At 33.1% G+C, this 18,690-nt stretch carries 19 protein-coding genes; 9 read left to right on the plus strand and 10 right to left on the minus strand.

Features of this window, described 5'->3' with window-relative positions; all coding sequences use genetic code 11:
• Nucleotides 1-197: 197 nt before the first annotated feature.
• Nucleotides 198-1,001, plus strand: coding sequence for an SDR family oxidoreductase (locus tag H602_RS0100950; protein ID WP_026976329.1), 804 nt, complete (start codon nucleotides 198-200; stop codon nucleotides 999-1,001).
• An 87-nt stretch (nucleotides 1,002-1,088) separates the two neighbouring features.
• Complete coding sequence (gene fsa, locus H602_RS0100955; protein ID WP_026976330.1) at nucleotides 1,089-1,745, plus strand: fructose-6-phosphate aldolase; 657 nt, start codon at nucleotides 1,089-1,091, stop codon at nucleotides 1,743-1,745.
• Between the two features lie 78 nt (nucleotides 1,746-1,823).
• On the opposite strand, the gene H602_RS0100960 is transcribed toward fsa, so the two are convergent.
• The 6 genes from H602_RS0100960 to H602_RS0100985 form a co-directional block, all read right to left on the minus strand.
• Nucleotides 1,824-3,095, minus strand: coding sequence for an adenylosuccinate synthase (locus H602_RS0100960; RefSeq protein ID WP_026976331.1), 1,272 nt, complete (start codon nucleotides 3,093-3,095; stop codon nucleotides 1,824-1,826).
• A gap of 54 nt (nucleotides 3,096-3,149) precedes the next feature.
• Nucleotides 3,150-3,614, minus strand: a complete 465-nt coding sequence (locus H602_RS0100965; protein ID WP_026976332.1) for a Fur family transcriptional regulator — start codon at nucleotides 3,612-3,614, stop codon at nucleotides 3,150-3,152.
• A 150-nt stretch (nucleotides 3,615-3,764) separates the two neighbouring features.
• Complete coding sequence (locus tag H602_RS17955) at nucleotides 3,765-5,534, minus strand: sensor histidine kinase (protein WP_051224086.1); 1,770 nt, start codon at nucleotides 5,532-5,534, stop codon at nucleotides 3,765-3,767.
• 4 nt (nucleotides 5,535-5,538) lie between these two features.
• Nucleotides 5,539-5,991: a response regulator gene (locus H602_RS0100975; protein ID WP_035758630.1), complete on the minus strand. Its 453-nt coding sequence runs from the start codon at nucleotides 5,989-5,991 to the stop codon at nucleotides 5,539-5,541.
• Between the two features lie 8 nt (nucleotides 5,992-5,999).
• The gene (locus H602_RS0100980) at nucleotides 6,000-6,560 is read right to left on the minus strand and encodes a helix-turn-helix domain-containing protein (RefSeq protein WP_026976334.1); all 561 of its coding nucleotides are present in this window, start codon (nucleotides 6,558-6,560) and stop codon (nucleotides 6,000-6,002) included.
• A gap of 262 nt (nucleotides 6,561-6,822) precedes the next feature.
• A complete protein-coding gene (locus H602_RS0100985) occupies nucleotides 6,823-8,085 on the minus strand; it encodes an NAD(P)/FAD-dependent oxidoreductase (RefSeq protein WP_026976335.1) in 1,263 nt (420 codons plus the stop codon).
• Between the two features lie 194 nt (nucleotides 8,086-8,279).
• Here H602_RS0100985 and H602_RS0100990 point away from each other — a divergent pair, with 194 nt between their 5' ends.
• Complete coding sequence (locus H602_RS0100990) at nucleotides 8,280-9,488, plus strand: multidrug effflux MFS transporter (protein WP_026976336.1); 1,209 nt, start codon at nucleotides 8,280-8,282, stop codon at nucleotides 9,486-9,488.
• Here the strand turns inward: H602_RS0100990 and H602_RS0100995 are convergent.
• Together H602_RS0100995 and H602_RS0101000 are read right to left on the minus strand one after the other, a co-directional pair.
• Nucleotides 9,485-11,023 carry a DEAD/DEAH box helicase gene (locus H602_RS0100995; RefSeq protein ID WP_026976337.1) on the minus strand — a complete coding sequence of 513 codons (1,539 nt, stop codon included), beginning with the start codon at nucleotides 11,021-11,023 and terminating at the stop codon, nucleotides 9,485-9,487. The genes H602_RS0100990 and H602_RS0100995 overlap by 4 nt on opposite strands.
• Before the next feature lie 88 nt (nucleotides 11,024-11,111).
• The gene (locus H602_RS0101000; RefSeq protein ID WP_026976338.1) at nucleotides 11,112-11,627 is read right to left on the minus strand and encodes a DUF6155 family protein; all 516 of its coding nucleotides are present in this window, start codon (nucleotides 11,625-11,627) and stop codon (nucleotides 11,112-11,114) included.
• 109 nt (nucleotides 11,628-11,736) lie between these two features.
• Between H602_RS0101000 and nhaA the strand changes: the two genes are divergently transcribed.
• The 6 genes from nhaA to fumC all read left to right on the plus strand — a co-directional run bounded on the left by nhaA (nucleotide 11,737) and on the right by fumC (nucleotide 17,643).
• Entirely contained in the window at nucleotides 11,737-13,104 is a 1,368-nt protein-coding gene (nhaA, locus tag H602_RS0101005; protein ID WP_026976339.1) for a Na+/H+ antiporter NhaA, read from the plus strand.
• The gene (locus H602_RS0101010; RefSeq protein ID WP_026976340.1) at nucleotides 13,104-13,379 is read left to right on the plus strand and encodes a DUF3817 domain-containing protein; all 276 of its coding nucleotides are present in this window, start codon (nucleotides 13,104-13,106) and stop codon (nucleotides 13,377-13,379) included. The genes nhaA and H602_RS0101010 overlap by 1 nt, the downstream gene beginning before the upstream one ends.
• Nucleotides 13,380-14,666, plus strand: a complete 1,287-nt coding sequence (locus H602_RS17960; RefSeq protein ID WP_051224089.1) for a mechanosensitive ion channel family protein — start codon at nucleotides 13,380-13,382, stop codon at nucleotides 14,664-14,666.
• Nucleotides 14,667-15,089: 423 nt separating this feature from the next.
• Nucleotides 15,090-15,542: a hypothetical protein gene (locus tag H602_RS0101025; RefSeq protein ID WP_026976342.1), complete on the plus strand. Its 453-nt coding sequence runs from the start codon at nucleotides 15,090-15,092 to the stop codon at nucleotides 15,540-15,542.
• 17 nt (nucleotides 15,543-15,559) lie between these two features.
• A complete protein-coding gene (locus tag H602_RS0101030; protein WP_035758632.1) occupies nucleotides 15,560-16,126 on the plus strand; it encodes a cytochrome b/b6 domain-containing protein in 567 nt (188 codons plus the stop codon).
• A 119-nt stretch (nucleotides 16,127-16,245) separates the two neighbouring features.
• A complete protein-coding gene (gene fumC / locus H602_RS0101035; protein ID WP_026976344.1) occupies nucleotides 16,246-17,643 on the plus strand; it encodes a class II fumarate hydratase in 1,398 nt (465 codons plus the stop codon).
• Between the two features lie 72 nt (nucleotides 17,644-17,715).
• Here the strand turns inward: fumC and H602_RS0101040 are convergent, their stop codons facing one another.
• Together H602_RS0101040 and H602_RS0101045 are read right to left on the minus strand one after the other, a co-directional pair.
• Nucleotides 17,716-18,186, minus strand: a complete 471-nt coding sequence (locus H602_RS0101040) for an RES family NAD+ phosphorylase (RefSeq protein WP_026976345.1) — start codon at nucleotides 18,184-18,186, stop codon at nucleotides 17,716-17,718.
• Nucleotides 18,186-18,608, minus strand: a complete 423-nt coding sequence (locus H602_RS0101045; protein WP_245574897.1) for an antitoxin Xre/MbcA/ParS toxin-binding domain-containing protein — start codon at nucleotides 18,606-18,608, stop codon at nucleotides 18,186-18,188. Before H602_RS0101045 ends, H602_RS0101040 begins: the two co-directional genes overlap by 1 nt.
• Between the last annotated feature and the right edge of the window lie 82 nt (nucleotides 18,609-18,690).

The raw sequence follows: 18,690 nt of genomic DNA on the forward strand, positions 1-18,690 counted from the left end.
AATTAGAAGCTTAATCCAGCGCTACATTCCAAGTCCTCCTACTAGTAAGCGTTTTGCTAAGGCATAAAAGGAGCTTCCGTTGGTCGCTCTTTTATCCCAAGCAAAAACTGCTCACTAATAGTCCGGGCTTTCCTTTTCGATCTGGGCTATGAATCTATTTGAAATCAAACATCTGTTTTTTATATAATCTATTTTCTATGTCAAAAGTTGTTTTAATTACGGGCGGTTCTTCAGGAATCGGAAAAGCAGTAGGCGAATTTTTGCACCACAAAGGGTTTACCGTTTACGGTACTAGCAGAAATCCAGAACGCATCTCAAATTCTATTTTTCCGTTATTAAAACTCGATGTAAGAAATCCGGAGAGCATTCAAACTGCAGTTGCCCAAATTATTGATAAATCAGGTAAATTGGATGTAGTAATTAATAATGCAGGTGTCGGAATTACAGGACCATTGGAAGAAATTCCTACACAAGAAATCAAAAACAACTTTGAAACCAACTTCTTTGGCCCCATAGAAGTAATGAAATCTGTTTTACCGCATATGCGACTTCAAAAGTCAGGTTTAATCATCAACATTACATCCATTGCAGGATATATGGGATTGCCATACCGCAGTGTATATTCGGCATCCAAAGGCGCTTTAGAATTAATTACCGAAGCCTTGCGAATGGAAGTAAAATCATTCGGAATTCATATTACCAATGTAGCTCCCGGCGATTTTGCTACCAATATTGCGGCAGGACGTTTTCATGCACCATTATTGGAAGGTTCTGCATATGAGGCAACTTATGGTAAAACGCTTCAAATGATGGACGAACACGTAACAGGTGGAAGTAAACCAGAGGAAATGGCCAATGCAATATATTCAATTATTCAAACTCCAGCTCCAAGAATTCATTATAAAGTAGGCTCTCTTTTGCAAAAGTTTTCAATAGTTTTGAAACGCATTTTGCCAGACACATTATACGAACGAATATTGATGAAGCATTATAAATTGTAAATTATCGTGCAGCACTTTGCACAGAAAATTACTTTCTAATTCTTACTTTTACAAAAATTAAAGACAATTACTTAAAAAATTATAATTATGAAGTTTTTCATCGACACAGCTAATTTAGCGCAAATAAAGGAAGCACAAGCTTTGGGAGTTTTAGACGGCGTTACTACCAATCCATCGTTGATGGCCAAAGAGGGAATTACTGGAAAGAACAATATTTTAAAGCATTATGTAGACATTTGCAACCTTACAGATGGCGAAGTTAGTGCAGAAGTAAACGCTGTGGATTACGACGGAATGATTCGTGAGGGAGAAGAATTGGCAGAACTTCACGAGCGTATTGTAGTAAAATTGCCCATGACGCAAGAGGGAATCAAAGCGTGTAAATATTTTTCAGACAGAGAAATTAAGACCAACATGACTTTGGTATTTTCAGCTGGACAAGCTTTATTAGCAGCGAAAGCAGGTGCGACATTTGTTTCACCATTTATTGGTAGACTGGATGATGTTTCTACAGATGGGTTGAATTTAATTCAAGAGATCAGAGAGATTTATGACAATTACGGTTATGAAACACAAATTTTAGCAGCTTCAGTACGCCATACGATGCACATTATCAACTGTGCTAAAATTGGTGCTGATGTAATGACGGGACCGCTTTCTGTGATTTTAGGTTTGTTAAAACATCCTTTAACGGACATCGGATTGGCTCAATTCATCGCTGATTTTGAAAAAGGAAATAAATAAGAGTTCAATCTTGAACCAAAAAAAAAATGCGATTTCTAATTTAGAAATCGCATTTTTTTATGATATACTGTTGTGAAATTATTTCATGATCGTTTGTTTTCTATCCGGACCAACTGAAACAATTTTAATTGGAATTTCAAGTTCATCCTCAATAAACTGAATGTACTCTTTTAATTCAACTGGAAGTTCGTCGTAAGTTGTCATTCCCGTTAGATCTGCATTCCATCCTTTAAAGAACTTGTAAATTGGAGTTACATTTTCTTCTTCAATATTGTAAGGTAAATGTGCAATTTCAGTTCCTTTATAATTGTAAGCAGTTGCCACTTTTAACGTATCAAAACCTGAAAGCACATCGCCTTTCATCATCATTAATTGCGTAACACCATTAATTTGAACAGCATATTTTAACGCTACTAAATCCAACCAACCGCATCTTCTCTGGCGTCCAGTAACGGAACCAAATTCATTACCCACTTTTGCCATTGTTGTACCCACTTCGTCAAAAAGTTCAGTAGGGAAGGGGCCACTACCTACACGTGTAATGTAAGCTTTGAAAATTCCGTACACTTCGCCAATTTGATTTGGCGCAATTCCTAATCCGGTGCAAGCTCCAGCCGCTGTAGTGTTTGAGGAAGTAACAAAAGGATATGTACCAAAATCAACATCCAATAAAGAACCTTGAGCACCTTCAGCTAAAATTAATTTGCCCGATTTCTGTGCTTGGTGCAAATATTCTTCGCTATCAATGAAAGTCAATTTCTTTAAATCTGTAATGGCTTCAAAAAATTCCTTTTCAAGTTCATTTAGATTGTATTGAATATTGACGTCAATAAATTTGATCATTGCCTCATGCTTGTCCGCCAAAGCTCTGTATCTTTCTTTAAAATCTTCCAATTCAATATCTCCTACACGAATCCCGTTTCTTCCGGTTTTATCCATATAAGTTGGACCAATACCTTTTAAAGTAGATCCAATTTTTGCTTTACCTTTTGAAGCTTCAGAAGCCGCATCTAGCAATCGGTGCGTTGGTAATATTAAATGTGCTTTGCGCGAAATGATTAATTTTGACTTAATGTCTAAATTAAATTTTGCTAAGCCTTCAATTTCTTTTTGAAATACTACAGGATCAATTACAACCCCATTTCCAATAACGTTGATGGATTTTTCATGAAAAATCCCAGAAGGAATCGTTCTTAAAACGTGTTTTATTCCGTCAAATTCTAAAGTATGTCCTGCATTTGGACCTCCTTGAAATCGAGCAATAATATCGTATTTTGAAGTAAGAACGTCAACAATTTTTCCTTTGCCTTCGTCGCCCCACTGCAATCCTAATAATAAATCTACGGCCATTGTATGTGTGTTAGTTGTTTGTTTTTAAAGTAGAAGTGATGTAGTAAATCACTTTTATGCTTGCGTTTCTTCATTCTTGACTCCATAAAAATAGAGTGAATGATTGATGACTTTAATATTAAATATTTCTTCAATAGTCTGCTTGATAATTTGAATTCGAGGATCACAGAATTCAATTACTTCGCCGGTATCGGTCATAATGATGTGATCGTGCTGTTTATCAAAATAAGATTTTTCATAATGGGCTTGATTCTGACCAAACTGATGCTTGCGTACCAAAGCACAATCCAAGAGTAGTTCAATGGTATTGTATAAGGTAGCACGGCTAACGCGGTAGTTTTTATTTTTCATTTTGATATATAAATTCTCAATATCAAAATGTTCTTCACTGTCATAAATTTCCTGCAAAATTGCATAGCGTTCAGGCGTTTTACGATGTCCTTTGATTTCCAAGTATTTTGTAAAAACATTTTTTACAATTTCCTGATTTTTACTGTTATCTACTGAAATTAGTGTCATATCTGGCAAAGATAAGGAATTAGTTTTAATGTAGAAAGAGCTTCGAGTGGCCTAGAAAAAGTTTTTAGATTAAAAAAGAAGAGGAAGCAGTTCGAATATTTTCTATTTTACATAATATAAATTATGATTCAAATTCACAATTGCTGAATTTCAGCTTAAATTGATGTTTTTTGGCAAATATACTGTAAATACAGATCCTTGATCAGGAACGCCAACGGCTTTAATAAAACCATTGTTATTGTCTACAATTTTCTTGCAAATAGCCAAACCTAATCCGGTACCTTTATACGACTGGTCAGTTTGCAAGCGTTTAAACAACATGAAAATTTTATCTGCGTGCTTTTGTTCGAAACCAATTCCATTATCAGTAACCGTTATTTTATAATACTCTTCCGAACTTATATTTTTGTCGTTTACAAAATCTTGCGAAAATTCCTCTAATTTGACAATAATTTTAGGTACGATGCCAAGTTTTACATATTTAAGCGCATTGGACATTAAATTGACAAATAACTGTTGAATTTGAAATTTTGTGCCCAAAATTGTAGGTAATTGATCAATTAAAATGATTGCTTGTTTCTCTTCTATAATGAGAATTAAATCTTCAGTAATTTCTTCAAACAACACATTTAAATCTACTTGTTCAAAAATGCGATCTCCTTTAACTGTTCGCGTAAAATCAACCAGATCATTCATCAAATTTTGCATTCTGCTTGCAGCTGATTTAATTTTGTCAAAATAAGTAATTGTTGCTTCGTTGGACGATGCCACAAAATCTTTACTTTCAATTCTGGAAATAAACATTTGAATCTTTCTCAAAGGTTCTTGTAAATCATGGCTGACAATGTTGTTAAAAGATTCCAATTCAGAGTTGGTGGAAATTAATCTTTGGTTCTTATCCTCCAATTCCTTCGTCTTTTTCATCAACTCGGTAATATCTTGATTCACTCCAATTTTCACCAATTCGCCTTTTGAATTATTTAAGAATTTACCTACAGAAATCATGTGTCTCACGGTTCCATCCTCCAAAAGGTATCGGTAGATTATCGTGGTAGTTTCATTCTTATTAAAGGAATCCTCATGCAATTGAAGCACTCTACTCCTATCTTCGGGATGAACAAAACTCATGATTTTATCTAATGAAGGTGTAAATGAGTTGGGTTCCGTTCCAAGAAGCCGGTAGAAATTATCTGAAATGATAAATCTATTTTCAACCGTATTTAATTTCCAACTTCCAAATCCAGCAACCATTTCCGCATTTTGCAATGTTTGATTTATAAAACTAACATCATCGTTGATTTTCTGTAATTTCATTAAATCCTCGTTCATTTTTACATACGCTAACACAAAAATAGTCAGTGAAATTAGCGCAATTAAAAATCCTGACGTTTTGGAATTTTCAAGCATTTGTAAGTAAGCATCGTTACTCGTATTAATTTTGGACTCTAAATCCGCACTTAATTCATTGATATTTAATAATAAATTTGCGTTAATGGTGTTGTAATTTGAGACTGTAGAATTTGATTTGCCTGCAAATAATTCTTTTTTAAATGCAATATAATCTGCAATTAATTCTTTAATAAAGTTCTGTTTTTGTGCGTATTTGGGTTCGATTCCTTCAAATGACGCAGCATTTTTAATGAAAGCTGCATTGCTTATTGCATTAAAATCGATAGTGTTACTCGATATACTCTGATTTAAGATTTGGCTTTGAGTTCTGTAACTGTCTTCTTCTACAATTGATTTAAAATGAAGTAGTTCGATATCTGCTTTACTGTATTTTTCAATTTCAATTTTATTATTTTCCAACTCGTTCATTTGAAAATAAAACATGGTCAATAGATAACCTATGGAAAATATCGAAATACCCAATGCAATTTTGAGTAACTTGATGTGATCAATTTTTTTTAAAAATCCCATAAAACTATATATTTAAAAAAAAAGTTTCTTTATTTAATCCTGCCGTATGATATTGCCAATTCAAATTTAAAATATGGTGCATTATTTTTTTCAATTTTTTAAAATCGGAAGGTTTTTGAATATAGATGTTTGCCCCGTTTGAAAATGTATCTTCAATGTCTTGCTCAGTTGCTGATGTAGAATAAATTGCAATTACTAAATTTCTAAACTGTGCATCTTCCCTTATTTCTTTTAAACATTCCAAACCCATCTTACAAGGCATATTTAGATCTAAAAATAGAATATGTGGCAAATGATTTTCAGGATGTTTTAAATAATCCATTAAATCTAATCCTGATTCAAAGACTGTTAGAGCATTGTCAATTTTTAATTCTTTTATTGCTTCAGAAAAGAAAAACCGATCGTCGGCATCGTCGTCGCAAAGTAGAATCTGCATTTGAGATTGACTTCTATCCATCCTTTCTTTTAATTAATTTGTGAAAGTTCTCGTCTCTTGTCAACAATTCTTTTAAAAGAAGATGGTGTTAATCCGGTTACTTTTTTAAATTGCGCAGATAAATAAGCTACACTACTGTAATTCAACTTATAAGAAACTTCTGTTAAAGTAAGGCCGTCTTCAACAATTAATTTCTTAGCACGTTCAATTTTCTGAATAATAATGAAATTTTCAATAGATGTATACGTATATTCTGAAAATACATTGGCAATATAACCGTAACTTAAATTTAGCTGATCGGCTAAATAGTTGGAAATAGTTGATGTAGGAAGTTTGTCTTTTTCATAAATCATATCAATTATTGTATCCTTAATACGTTGAACAAGTTGGCTCTTCTGATTATTGATGATGTCAATACCATAGCGTTTTAAATTTTCTTGTAGCGTATTAAAAACTTCTTCTGTAACGGTATCGCTAATATCTATTTCTCCAAACTCCATGAGTTCGTACTTTATTTGCAAGGATTCAAGCTGTTCCTGAAGAATGACTCTACAAGCTAAATTAATATCGTATTTGATGTATAATTTCATAATTTTTTGTTTTTGATCGTAAATTCAATGTTTGTAACCACAATGGTTTGCAATATAAATGTACTAATTTGCACTAAAATTAAAATAAAAAAGCGAAAATATCTGATTTGAAATTCTCGCTTTTTGTAGTTGTAAAATGAGTAGGCAGTCCAAAATTTATTTTACTTCTCTATTCTTCTTTCAATAGTTCAAAAATCCGTAAATTTTGAAGATTGTAGCTTATAATATTTTAAAAATAGTTTATAAGATAAAGAGATTTGGATTACTTTCTATCGCGTTCTGGACGAATTATCATGCGGTACGACTGATCTTTTGCAAAATAAGCCACCATCCAGTTGTAAAAAGTTTTCAATCTATTTCTGTAAGTAATTAATGAAATTAGGTGAATGAACAACCAAACCAACCACGCAAAAAATCCTTTAAAGTGCCACTTCGGTTTTGGCAAATCTACAACGGCTTTATTTTTACCAATGATTGCCATTGATCCTTTATCATTATATTTAAAAGCTTGAAGCGGCTGTTTTTTTAATAGTGCGACAAAATTGTGCGCTAAATTTTTTCCTTGTTGTATCGCAGTTTGTGCAACTTGTGGATGTCCGTTTGGAAAATTTTCATCAGCAGTCATGATTGAAGTATCTCCAATAGCATAAATATTTGTTGTATTGTTTACGCGATTGTAAGCATCCGTAGCCATTCTTCTTCCACGTCCATAACTTTCAGGAGCAATGCCTTCAAACTGCTTTGCTGAAACTCCCGCAGCCCAAATTAAATTTTTAGTGGCAATGGTTTCTCCGCTGGCAAAATGAACAACATCATCTACATAATCGGTAACACGCGTGTTTAATTTGACCACAACACCCATTTTAGTTAATGCGTCCAAAGTATCTTTTTGCGAAGCTTCGGACATAGGTGAAAGTAATGAACTACCTCCATCAACGAGGTATAAATTACTTGCGGTAGTTCCTAATTCAGGATATTCCTTTAATAAAATTCCGTTTCGCATTTCAGATAACATACCTGAAACCTCCACTCCTGTTGGTCCACCACCAGCTACTACGACGGTTAATAATTTTCTACGTTCCCGAATATCTTTAGTTAAAACTGCTTTTTCCATATTCTGGAGTAGCTTGTTTCTCATTTCAATTGCATCATTCAGCGTTTTCATCGGAATGGCATTCTTCTGTACATTTTCCATTCCGAAAAAGCTAGTTTCAGCTCCTGAGGCAAAAACCAATTGATCGTAATTCAATGTGCCATTGTCAAGAATTACCTTGTTTTCGCTTTGATCAATGCTCAAAACTTCGCCTAGACGAAAAGTCAAATTTTTCTTTCCGGCAAAGAATTTTCGATACGGGTAACTAATACTTGAAGGTTCTAAGTAAGCAGTTGCCACCTGATATATTAAAGGAGGAAAAAAATTATAATTATTTTTATCAATCAGTGTAACTTGAATATTGGTTTCATTGGTAAGTTCTTTTGCCAAATTTATTCCAGCAAAACCTCCGCCTACAATTACTACATGCATATAAATTGATTTTAATTATTGAGAAAATGTACTTCTATCGTTCCATTTGTACCTGCATTAAAATTACATCATTTTAGAATAATAGCCTATTGTGCTCCAATTTTTATAATAAGTTTGTGAGTAATGGAGGTATAACGATAGGTAGTAGTTTTTTTTGTTCATGTACCTTTGCACGCTTAAAAAAATAGACATTCATGGATAAAAAGAAATATTTTTCATTAGTTCTCGTTCTCGGAAGTTTGACAGCGCTTGGTCCATTTTCGATTGATATGTATTTGCCCGGATTTACAGGAATTGCAAAAGACCTGAATACTTCTGTCAATAATGTATCGCTCACGCTATCCAGCTATTTTGTTGGCATTTCTGTGGGACAATTGCTATACGGACCTTTATTAGATCGATTTGGTAGAAAAAAACCACTTTATATCGGACTCTTGGTTTATATTTTAGCATCATTAGCATGTTATTATGTAACGTCTATTGACTACTTTATACTGTTAAGATTTATTCAAGCGGTAGGAAGTTGTGGTGCTTCCGTTGCCGCAATAACAATGGTTCGCGACTTATTTCCTGTAAAAGAAATTCCAAAAGTATTTGCGAAACTGATGTTGGTTTTGGGACTTTCGCCAATGTTAGCTCCAACACTTGGAGGTTATGTTACGGAAGATTTTGGTTGGCACATGGTATTTCTTGTCTTAACCTTTATGGGAATTGGAGTGTTACTAGCTTCAAAATTCTTCTTAAAAAGTACGTATGTTCCTGATAAATCATTATCCTTAAAACCAAATGCTATTATAAATAATTTTATTGCAGTTTTAAAAGAGCCTCAATTTTACACGTATGCTTTGACTGGTGGAATAGCTTTTTCTGGATTATTTACTTACGTAGCAAGTTCTCCCGTCATATTTATGGATATATTCGATGTAGACGCAAAAGTGTACGGTTGGATTTTTGCATTACTTTCCGTTAGTTTTATTGGCACAAGCCAGCTCAATTCCTACTTACTTAGATCCTATTCCAGTGAACAGCTTATCTCGGTTGGATTAAGATTACAATGTAGCGTCAGTATACTTTTTGCTGCAGGAATTTATTTAGAGATTTTAAATTTGTACGGCGTTATAATAATGCTTTTCCTATTTCTAGGATGCTTGGGTTTTTGCAACCCAAATACTACGGCATTATCCCTGGAACCTTTTGAAAAAAACGCAGGAAGTGCCTCTGCAGTTATGGGAGCGATTCAAATGGGACTTGGAGCAATTGCTTCGGTTGCCGTAGGTATTTTTGTTACAAATTCTATATTGCCTGTAACACTTATTTTTATAGGATCTTCCTTATTAGCTTTACTAATTCTGCACTTCGGAAAGAAAAACATTAAAGAAAAATATTCGCAGAAAACGATTTAATCGTCTTCTGCAAATATTTTTTCTCGGTATTTTTTACCAATTAATAATGTAAGTTTTAATTTGTAATCTTCTACAAGCCACTCGCGGTAATTTTTACTACAGTGACTTAAACAATTGGAATAGCGCTTGATACGGCACTCTATATCATCATGAAGCTCTCTTGCTAAACCTTTTGCTTCTGGAAGCGTTTCGGTATTATAAACACACATAATGGAATGCTGTTCAAGAGATTGATCAAGCACTACTTTAGAACGCTCGTTTTGTGCAATAGCTTGTTTGTGAATTTCATCAACATCAAAGTCAATGTCTGGAGTATTGCTGAATTTTGCTTTTAAATCAAATGGCATTTGGTATTTAAAGTGCAATTCAATTTCTGCATCGGCACGCAAATTTTCCAAATAATATTCAGGCGATTTAAAGATATGTTGCCAATTTACGGGTTCACTCCACAAGCCAAAACGTGCGGCATTATTTCCTAAATCAATTACATTAAACGTGTTTTTATGTTCTAATTTTCGAGATCCACGCCCAATCATTTGGTAATAAAGTGTCAATGATTTTGTGGCACGATTTAAAATAATAGTTTCCACGGTAGGTTCATCAAATCCTGTAGTCAAAATTCCAACAGACGTTAAAATCGCATCGGGAGTTTTCTTAAACCAACTTAAAATATCCTTACGATCTTCATTACTGTGTGTATTGTCTAAATGTCGGATGTCATATCCAGCAGCTCTAAAAGTTTCATAAACGTATAAGGACGTGTTGATTCCATTATTAAAAATCAATGTTTTCTTACCCAAAGATTTTTCGGTGTATGAATGTAAAAGCATTTCCTGCATTACCATATTTGAATACAAGTCATCCGACGATTTAACCGTGTAATCACCGTTAATACCAACTTTTAAAGAACTCAGTCCTACATTATAAGTATAGGTTACGGCTTTCGCTAAAAATCCTTTGCCAATTAATGAAGAAATAGTGTCGCCAATAAGCAACTCATTATAATTTTCATTCATTGGTTTTTTAATGTTAGAACTCAACGGTGTAGCTGTAACTCCTAAAATAAATGCATTACCAAAAGACCCAAAAAGTTTTCTAAAAGAATTGTAATGGGCTTCATCAATAATTACTAAACCTACGTTTTCAATGGCAAGAAGCTCATCATTTAAACGGTTTTTTAAGGTTTCCACCATTGCCACAAAACAAGAATAATCTTCCTGATCTTCAAGCAATTTTATTTTACTATTGATGACTTTATTTTTAACTCCAAAACCTTTCAAGATTTTTGAAGTTTGCTTACAAAGTTCAATTCTATGTGTCAAAACAACTACCTTTTTATCATGGTATTCAAGGTAACGTCGTACAATTTCCGAAAAAATTACTGTTTTACCACCACCAGTTGGCAGTTGATATAACAAGTGATAATTTGGAGCTTCATTATCCATTTTATCAAAAATAGCGTCAATGTCTTTTTTCTGATAATCATAAAGTACTTTCTTGTCTTCTTTCTGTAAAGTCGTGTCGATTTCTAGCATTAAATAGAGGTGATTTTTGCAAAAATACGCTTAAATAAGGCAAATCCAACTAGAATTAATTTTTTATTAGAAAAAATAACTTTTTCAACTAGTAATCAAATCGTTCCATAATTGCAGAAAAGCCATACTGATTGGGCCACTTCTGACTAATAGTAATTTCAGTAATGCGCTGCAAACGAACTTGGAACGATTCTAAAATTCCTTTTTCAATCAAAAAAGAAGCACTTTGACTGAAAGAAGTGTAAAAACTTTTATAGAACGTATCGCTGCTAATTTTATACTTGTCTGAATAAACTTGGGCAATTTCTATATTATAAAGCATTATATCTGCTATCACGAAAGCGTCAACACCTAATGAAGTAAAATGTTTAATGATTTTGTGTGCAGTTGATCTTCGCAGTTTGGGGCGTTTGCCTTTAATTGGAAAATATTCGTTACTTATTTTAATCTTAGCTTCACGAAGTAATTTTTCTTCATTCGGATTAAAAACAAAATCATAATAGGTTTTAACATCCGGAAATTTTGAATACAATTCTAAAAGTTGTTCCGCAACTTGGTCTTTGCTTAATTCAGACAAATATTTCTTTAAATCCCGCTTACTCATTGAATAAATTTAAAAATTAGAATTGCACTTTTGGTAAAAATGTGATAGATTTATGATAGAAAAATCAATGATAATACTTATTTTTGTCAATCACAAGAAAAAATAGTTTATGGAAGAAGGAATTAAGTTTACTGCCGCGGATAAATATATTATCAATCCGGTAAACAGTTTTATAAGTAAATCAACTACAGGTGGAATCGTATTATTTTTGGCAGCTTTAATCGCGATTATTTTAGCAAATTCCCCACTTTCAGAATGGTACCATCACTTGTGGGAACATAAAATCGGATTGTATTTTGATGGACAAACTTATTTAAACTATTCTGTACACCATTGGGTTAATGATGGTTTAATGGCTATTTTCTTTTTTGTAGTTGGATTAGAATTAAAAAGAGAATTAATTGGTGGCGAATTATCCAATCCTAAAAACGCAATGTTACCTATTATTGCGGCAGTTGGAGGAATGGTGGTTCCAGCATTATTTTATACAGTATTTAATTTTGGAACTGATTCTGCTCACGGTTGGGGAATTCCAATGGCTACTGATATTGCTTTTGCCTTAGGTGTCTTATACCTTTTAGGTGACAGAATTCCAGTTTCATTAAAAGTATTTCTTACCGCATTAGCAATTGTAGATGACTTAGGTGCTGTGATGGTTATTGCGATATTCTACACTGCTGAAATTGATTATTTCATGTTGTTTACAGGATTAGCATTTGTAGTGTTCCTATTTTTAAGTAAAGCATTTGGAATAAGAAATACAATTTACTTTGCAGTAATTGGAATTTTTGGAGTTTGGCTCCCTTTTTTATTGTCAGGTGTACACGCCACTATTGCATCCGTTTTGGTTGCCTTTACAATACCGGCAGACTCCCGCGTCAATGAAAGTGCCTATATTGAGAAAATTAAACGCTATTTACAGTCTTTTAAAGATGCAGATCAAAATGATAGTGCACCTACACTTACAAGTAATCAATTGCATTACTTGGATGATATTAGGGTGGTTACCAAAGATGCGATGACTCCTTTACAGAGGTTAGAGCATAGAATGCATCCTTTTGTAAGTTTTGTGGTTATGCCAATATTTGCGTTAGCCAATGCTGGAGTAACATTTTCAAATGATATAATTGCTGAAGCAACTAGTAATGTTACTTTAGGAGTTGCTGTAGGTTTGATTTTGGGGAAAGTATTAGGAGTTTATGGAGTTTCAATGGCAGTTATAAAAATGAAAATTGCAAATATGCCACAAGGTTTAACTTCAAAACATTTATTTGGAGTTGGATTTTTAGCTGCAATTGGATTTACAATGTCACTATTTGTAACCAATTTAGCATTTATAGGTTCGGATCCCGTATTAAATGCAGAGCACCAATTACAGGCAAAATTGGGTATCTTTATAGCGTCACTGATTGCTGGAGTTATTGGATATTTTATCTTAAAAAACATTAAACCTAAAACAAATAATATCCAATCATAATGCTAAAAATTTTTAAAATTGTTGCCATATTAGAAGGAATTTCTTACTTGGTATTATTTACTAATATGTTAGCTGTAAAGCCTAATAATTTAGAGTTATACAAACAGTTATTGTATCCAATTGGAATGACCCATGGTGTTTTATTTGTAGGATATTGCGTCTTAGCCGTTCTTTTAAAATACAGCTTAAATTGGACTTACAAGAAACTTGCTATTATTTTAGCCGCTTCACTTTTACCATTTGCCACTTTTTGGGTTGAAAAAAAATATTTATAAATGATTGATTCCAACATTGAAAAAATAATTGATTTTACATACGATATATTAATAAAAGTGGGATTCAATCCCACTTTTGCTTCTTATATCAGTGCCGTAGGCAATTTAATTGTTTTGATGATTACGGCTTACTTTATATTTCTACTTTGCATTTATACGTTCAATCGCTTATTTAATTTTATAGCGAATAAGACTAAAACCACCTTTGACGATTTATTGATTTCGAATAAAACTGCAAAGTACATTTCGCACTTGGTTCCGCTACTTTTGATTTACAAAGCAGTTCCAGTAATTCTTCAAAAATTTACATACTGGGAAGGTTTTTTTGCAAAAATAATTGATATATACATCGTAATACTCGTTCTATTAATCATCAGAACCATTTTTAATGCGCTTCGTGATCATTTAAAATTGATGCCCCGTTACAGTGACAAACCAATTGATAGTTACATTCAAGTAATTATGATTGTCTTGTGGATTTTTGGTGTTACAGCAATCATACTCATGTTATTCAATTTAAAAATCGAAGCATTAATAGCTACTTTTGGAGCAATATCTGCAATTGTATTGCTTATTTTTCGTGATACAATTTTAGGGTTTATAGCCAGTATTCAAGTTTCTGTTAATGATATGGTACGGATTGGTGATTGGATTACTATGGATAAATTTGGAGCCGATGGAGATGTAATTGAAATTAATTTAGCAACAGTTAAAGTTAGAAATTTTGATAATACGACTTCCACTATTCCCACCTATTCACTAATTTCTGACTCGTTTAAAAATTGGCGCGGAATGTTTAATTCTGACGGTAGAAGGATCAAGCGCCATGTTTTAATTAAGACGAGTAGTATCCGATTTTTGCACGATGATGAGTTAGCAGAGTTTAAAGAAATTGAATTGATTGCCAATTATATTGAGCACCGGCAAGCAGACATTATAAAATACAATTCTTCACGGGCGATTGACAAAAAGCTATTATTAAACGGCAGAAATTTGACAAACTTTGGCTTATTTAGAAAATATATTAGTGAATATTTAGTGCATCATCCAGGATTAAACAAAGATATGTTAATGATGTGCCGCCAACTCCAATCTAATGAATATGGAATTCCTTTAGAAATTTACGCATTTTCAAATGATAAGACTTGGGAAAATTATGAATTTATAATGGCCGATATATTTGACCATATAATAGCTTCAGTAAATTATTTTGACCTGGAGATTTATGAACTACCGACTAGTAAAAGTTTTTCAACTACTCCTGAAAAGTCAGATTTTAAGGCATAAAAAAAAGGAAGCCAATTGAACTTCCTTTTTTTACGACTCGGATTAATTACAATCCTTGTTGTCTCTTTTTGTCTCTCTTTTCTTTGTAAAGTTCCCATGAAGCACCGCCAACCCAATAGGTCACAAAGCCCACAAGAAAAAACATTAACCAAAATCCTATTGTTAAGACGGTTAAGAAAAGTATGAAACCTAAATACTGTTGAAATCCAAACATGATTTTTCCGGAATTAGTGAATTTAGGCCAAAAGTAACGCTTATAAACAAAACGACCAATAAAATAACGGATTTATTTTATTGAAAAATCAATTTCATAAAATAAAGTGCAAAATATAAATCCGCCACAAAAGATAATAGTACTTTCGCTAAACTATTATTTAGTATGTACAAAATAATATGAATTCAACATTTAACATCAATTTATATATGAAACAAATTTTTATAATTGCAATCAGTAGTATTCTATTCATAAGTTGTAAAAATTCTTCCGATTCCACAAGTCAGGAAAGAACAACAACATCTGAGGAAGCTCACAATAAAGGAGCTTCTGATGAACTTCAACTAAACGATAATCAAAAGTGGGTTGTAAATGAAGAAATGAAACCCCACATTTTACAAGGAGAAGAATTAATAGTTAGTTATACAGCAACTCATGATACCGATTACGTGAGGTTGGCCGAAAAGCTTACCGAACTAAACAATAATCTAATTAAAAGTTGCACCATGGAAGGGAGTGCTCATGATGAATTGCACAAATGGTTACAACCTCACCTTGAAATGATTGACGCTTTAAAAATAGCCAGTGGACAGGACAAAGCACAAGAATTAATACAGAATATTTCCACGTCATTTCAAACGTATCACATCTTTTTTAATTAAGTATTACTATAAATAACATGGAAAAAAATAAAAAGTTTACCGTTATTCACCGCGTTCTACATTGGACTATTGCCATTGTAATGCCCATTATGTTTATTACAGGATTTTTACGAATGTATTGGATGAATAAAAAAGGAATGGTCTCCATCATTGAAAGCAAAACAACCGCTTCACCACTTTCTAAAGATGTGGTATCTGATATTGCCTCAACAATTCGTGAACCCATGTGGGAATGGCACGAGATTTTTGCCAACGTAATGATTGCTGCATTTATAGGTAGAATTATTTATATGCTTGTAAAGGGAATTCGCTTTCCAAATCCATTCAACAAAAGTCTAGTATTAAAGGAACGTTTACAAGGATTTGTCTATATTTACTTCTATGTTTTTGTTTTTATTTCAGCTTTTACAGGTGTTTGCATACAATACAAATGGCTTGACTTTTATCATGATGAAATAGAAATGATTCATAAATGGGGATTATATTGGTTTCCTATATTTATAATTTTGCATTTAGTTGGGATTGCAATTGCCGAAAATACATCTAAAAAAGGGATAGCTTCAAAAATGATTGGGGGAGATTAATTTCTCCCTTTTTTTATATTCAAATAATTAAGATAGAATTTTTTTAAAACTGCTATTATCGTTAAATTTGAACGGATTTATAAAACAACTTTATTTTCAATACAATTAATAAACACACAATGGAATACAGAATAGAAAAAGATACGATGGGTGACGTGCAAGTTCCTGCAGATAAATATTGGGGAGCTCAAACAGAACGTTCAAGAAATAATTTTAAGATTGGACCATCGGCTTCAATGCCTAAAGAAATCGTACAAGGTTTTGCTTATTTAAAAAAAGCAGCTGCTTATGCAAATTGTGATTTGGGCGTCTTATCAACTGAAAAAAGAGATGCTATTGCAGCCGTTTGCGATGAAATTTTAGAAGGTAAACTGGACGATCAATTTCCATTAGTGATCTGGCAGACGGGTTCTGGTACGCAAAGTAACATGAATGTTAATGAAGTTGTGGCAAATCGTGCACAGGTTTTAGCTGGTTTTAAAATTGGCGAAGGCGAACCAGTTTTGAAAGCCAATGACGATGTTAATAAATCGCAATCTTCTAACGATACTTTTCCAACGGGAATGCACATTGCCGCTTACAAAGCAGTTGTAGAAACTACCATTCCAGGAGTAGAACAATTAAGAGATACGCTGCAAGCAAAAGCACAGGAATTTATGAATGTGGTTAAAATTGGTAGAACCCACTTAATGGATGCTACTCCTTTAACTTTAGGCCAAGAGCTTTCGGGTTATGTAGCTCAACTAAATTACGGATTAAAAGCACTAAAAAATACACTTTCGCACTTATCAGAAGTTGCTTTAGGAGGAACTGCAGTGGGAACAGGTTTAAATACACCTGATGGTTATGATGTAAAGGTGGCAATGTATATTGCACAATTTACGGGTCATCCATTTGTAACTGCACCTAATAAATTCGAAGCATTAGCCTCTCATGATGCCATTGTAGAGTCTCATGGAGCATTAAAGCAATTAGCAGTTTCTTTAAACAAAATTGCAAATGACATCCGAATGTTGGCTTCAGGTCCACGTTCTGGAATTGGAGAAATAATTATTCCCGAAAATGAACCAGGCTCTTCAATTATGCCAGGAAAAGTAAATCCTACGCAGTCTGAAGCGTTGACTATGGTTTGTGCTCAAGTTATGGGTAATGATGTAGCTATTTCAGTTGGTGGAATGCAAGGTCATTATGAATTAAACGTTTTCAAGCCAATGATGGCGGCTAATTTTCTACAATCAGCACGATTAATTGGTGATGCATGTATGTCCTTTAACGAACATTGTGCAAGTGGTATTGAACCCAATTACGTTAGAATTAAGGAATTGGTTGACAATTCATTAATGTTGGTTACTGCTTTAAATACTAAAATAGGTTACTACAAATCAGCAGAAATTGCGCAAACGGCTCATAAAAATGGAACTACTTTGAAAGAGGAAGCTGTGAGATTAGGCTATGTTACTGCAGAAGATTTTGATGCTTGGGTAAAACCTGAAGAAATGGTTGGAAAGATTAACTAGTTTTTTTTGATAAAAGTAAAGCCTGAAAATTAACTTTTCAGGCTTTTTTATGTTTAAAATTGAAGAACATTTTTATTCGTGAATGTACTTTTTCAAGCGTTCATCTATTGGCATTTCGATAAACTCAATTATTTCAACTTTACCAAAATCTTTATACAATGGATTTAAAATGATATTTGATTCTAAACCCACAATTGTTGAGGGAACTCTTAAGGCAAAGAAATTTCTGTTTTTTGCCAATTGAGTAAAAACTTCTGTAGTATTGGCATTATACGGATATTGATTCCATTTTTTAGGCAAATCAATTAATTCTTCTATAATAAAATCATCGGGAAAATAGATTTTTGCTAACAGTATTGCTTTGGGTAAATTAGCTATGTTTTCAGAGTGTACGTAGTATTCCAACAAGGCTAAAGAAATATTTTCGGAACAATAAACAGCTCGAGTTCCAACCTCATTCCACCTACCTCCTACTTTTTCAGCACCGATTCCCGATAGAGTTGCGTCTTTATATTTTACATTTGCAATTCGATATACAATCATTAACTATATACGTTATATTGAATCCTTACGATTTCATTTTCTACAATTTCAAAACCTAAACTACTATCTAAAAGTTCAAAAGGAATTTTGTTGCCTAAAGATTTTGTAGGTGTCATTAACCAGTTTTTAAAATCGTTTTTAGAGTCAAAGACCTCGTAACCTAATCCAAATAAACGTGCTAATTCATAAATTCGCTCGGATGTTTCCTTGTTGTATACAACATTTTTTTGCATACTACTGATGGATGCTGGCAAAATATTTTCAAACTCTTTTTCTGTGGAATCAGTGAAATGCAACAATTGCTTCCAATCTGTTTTTTTTACGCCTTCGCGAATTCTGTCAATTAAATCTAATTTAAACTGAGGTGCGTCTTTAGCATTTGAGATAACCCATGCTGGCGAAAATTCTGAAACATAGTTCATTTTTTCTATTTTATTTATTGGATATGGTTTTGGCGGATTCATTACACATAAATTTAAATTAAAAATTTAACGATTGTCATTT

The sequence above is a fragment of the Flavobacterium tegetincola DSM 22377 genome (assembly GCF_000425485.1).
Lineage (GTDB): Bacteria > Bacteroidota > Bacteroidia > Flavobacteriales > Flavobacteriaceae > Flavobacterium > Flavobacterium tegetincola.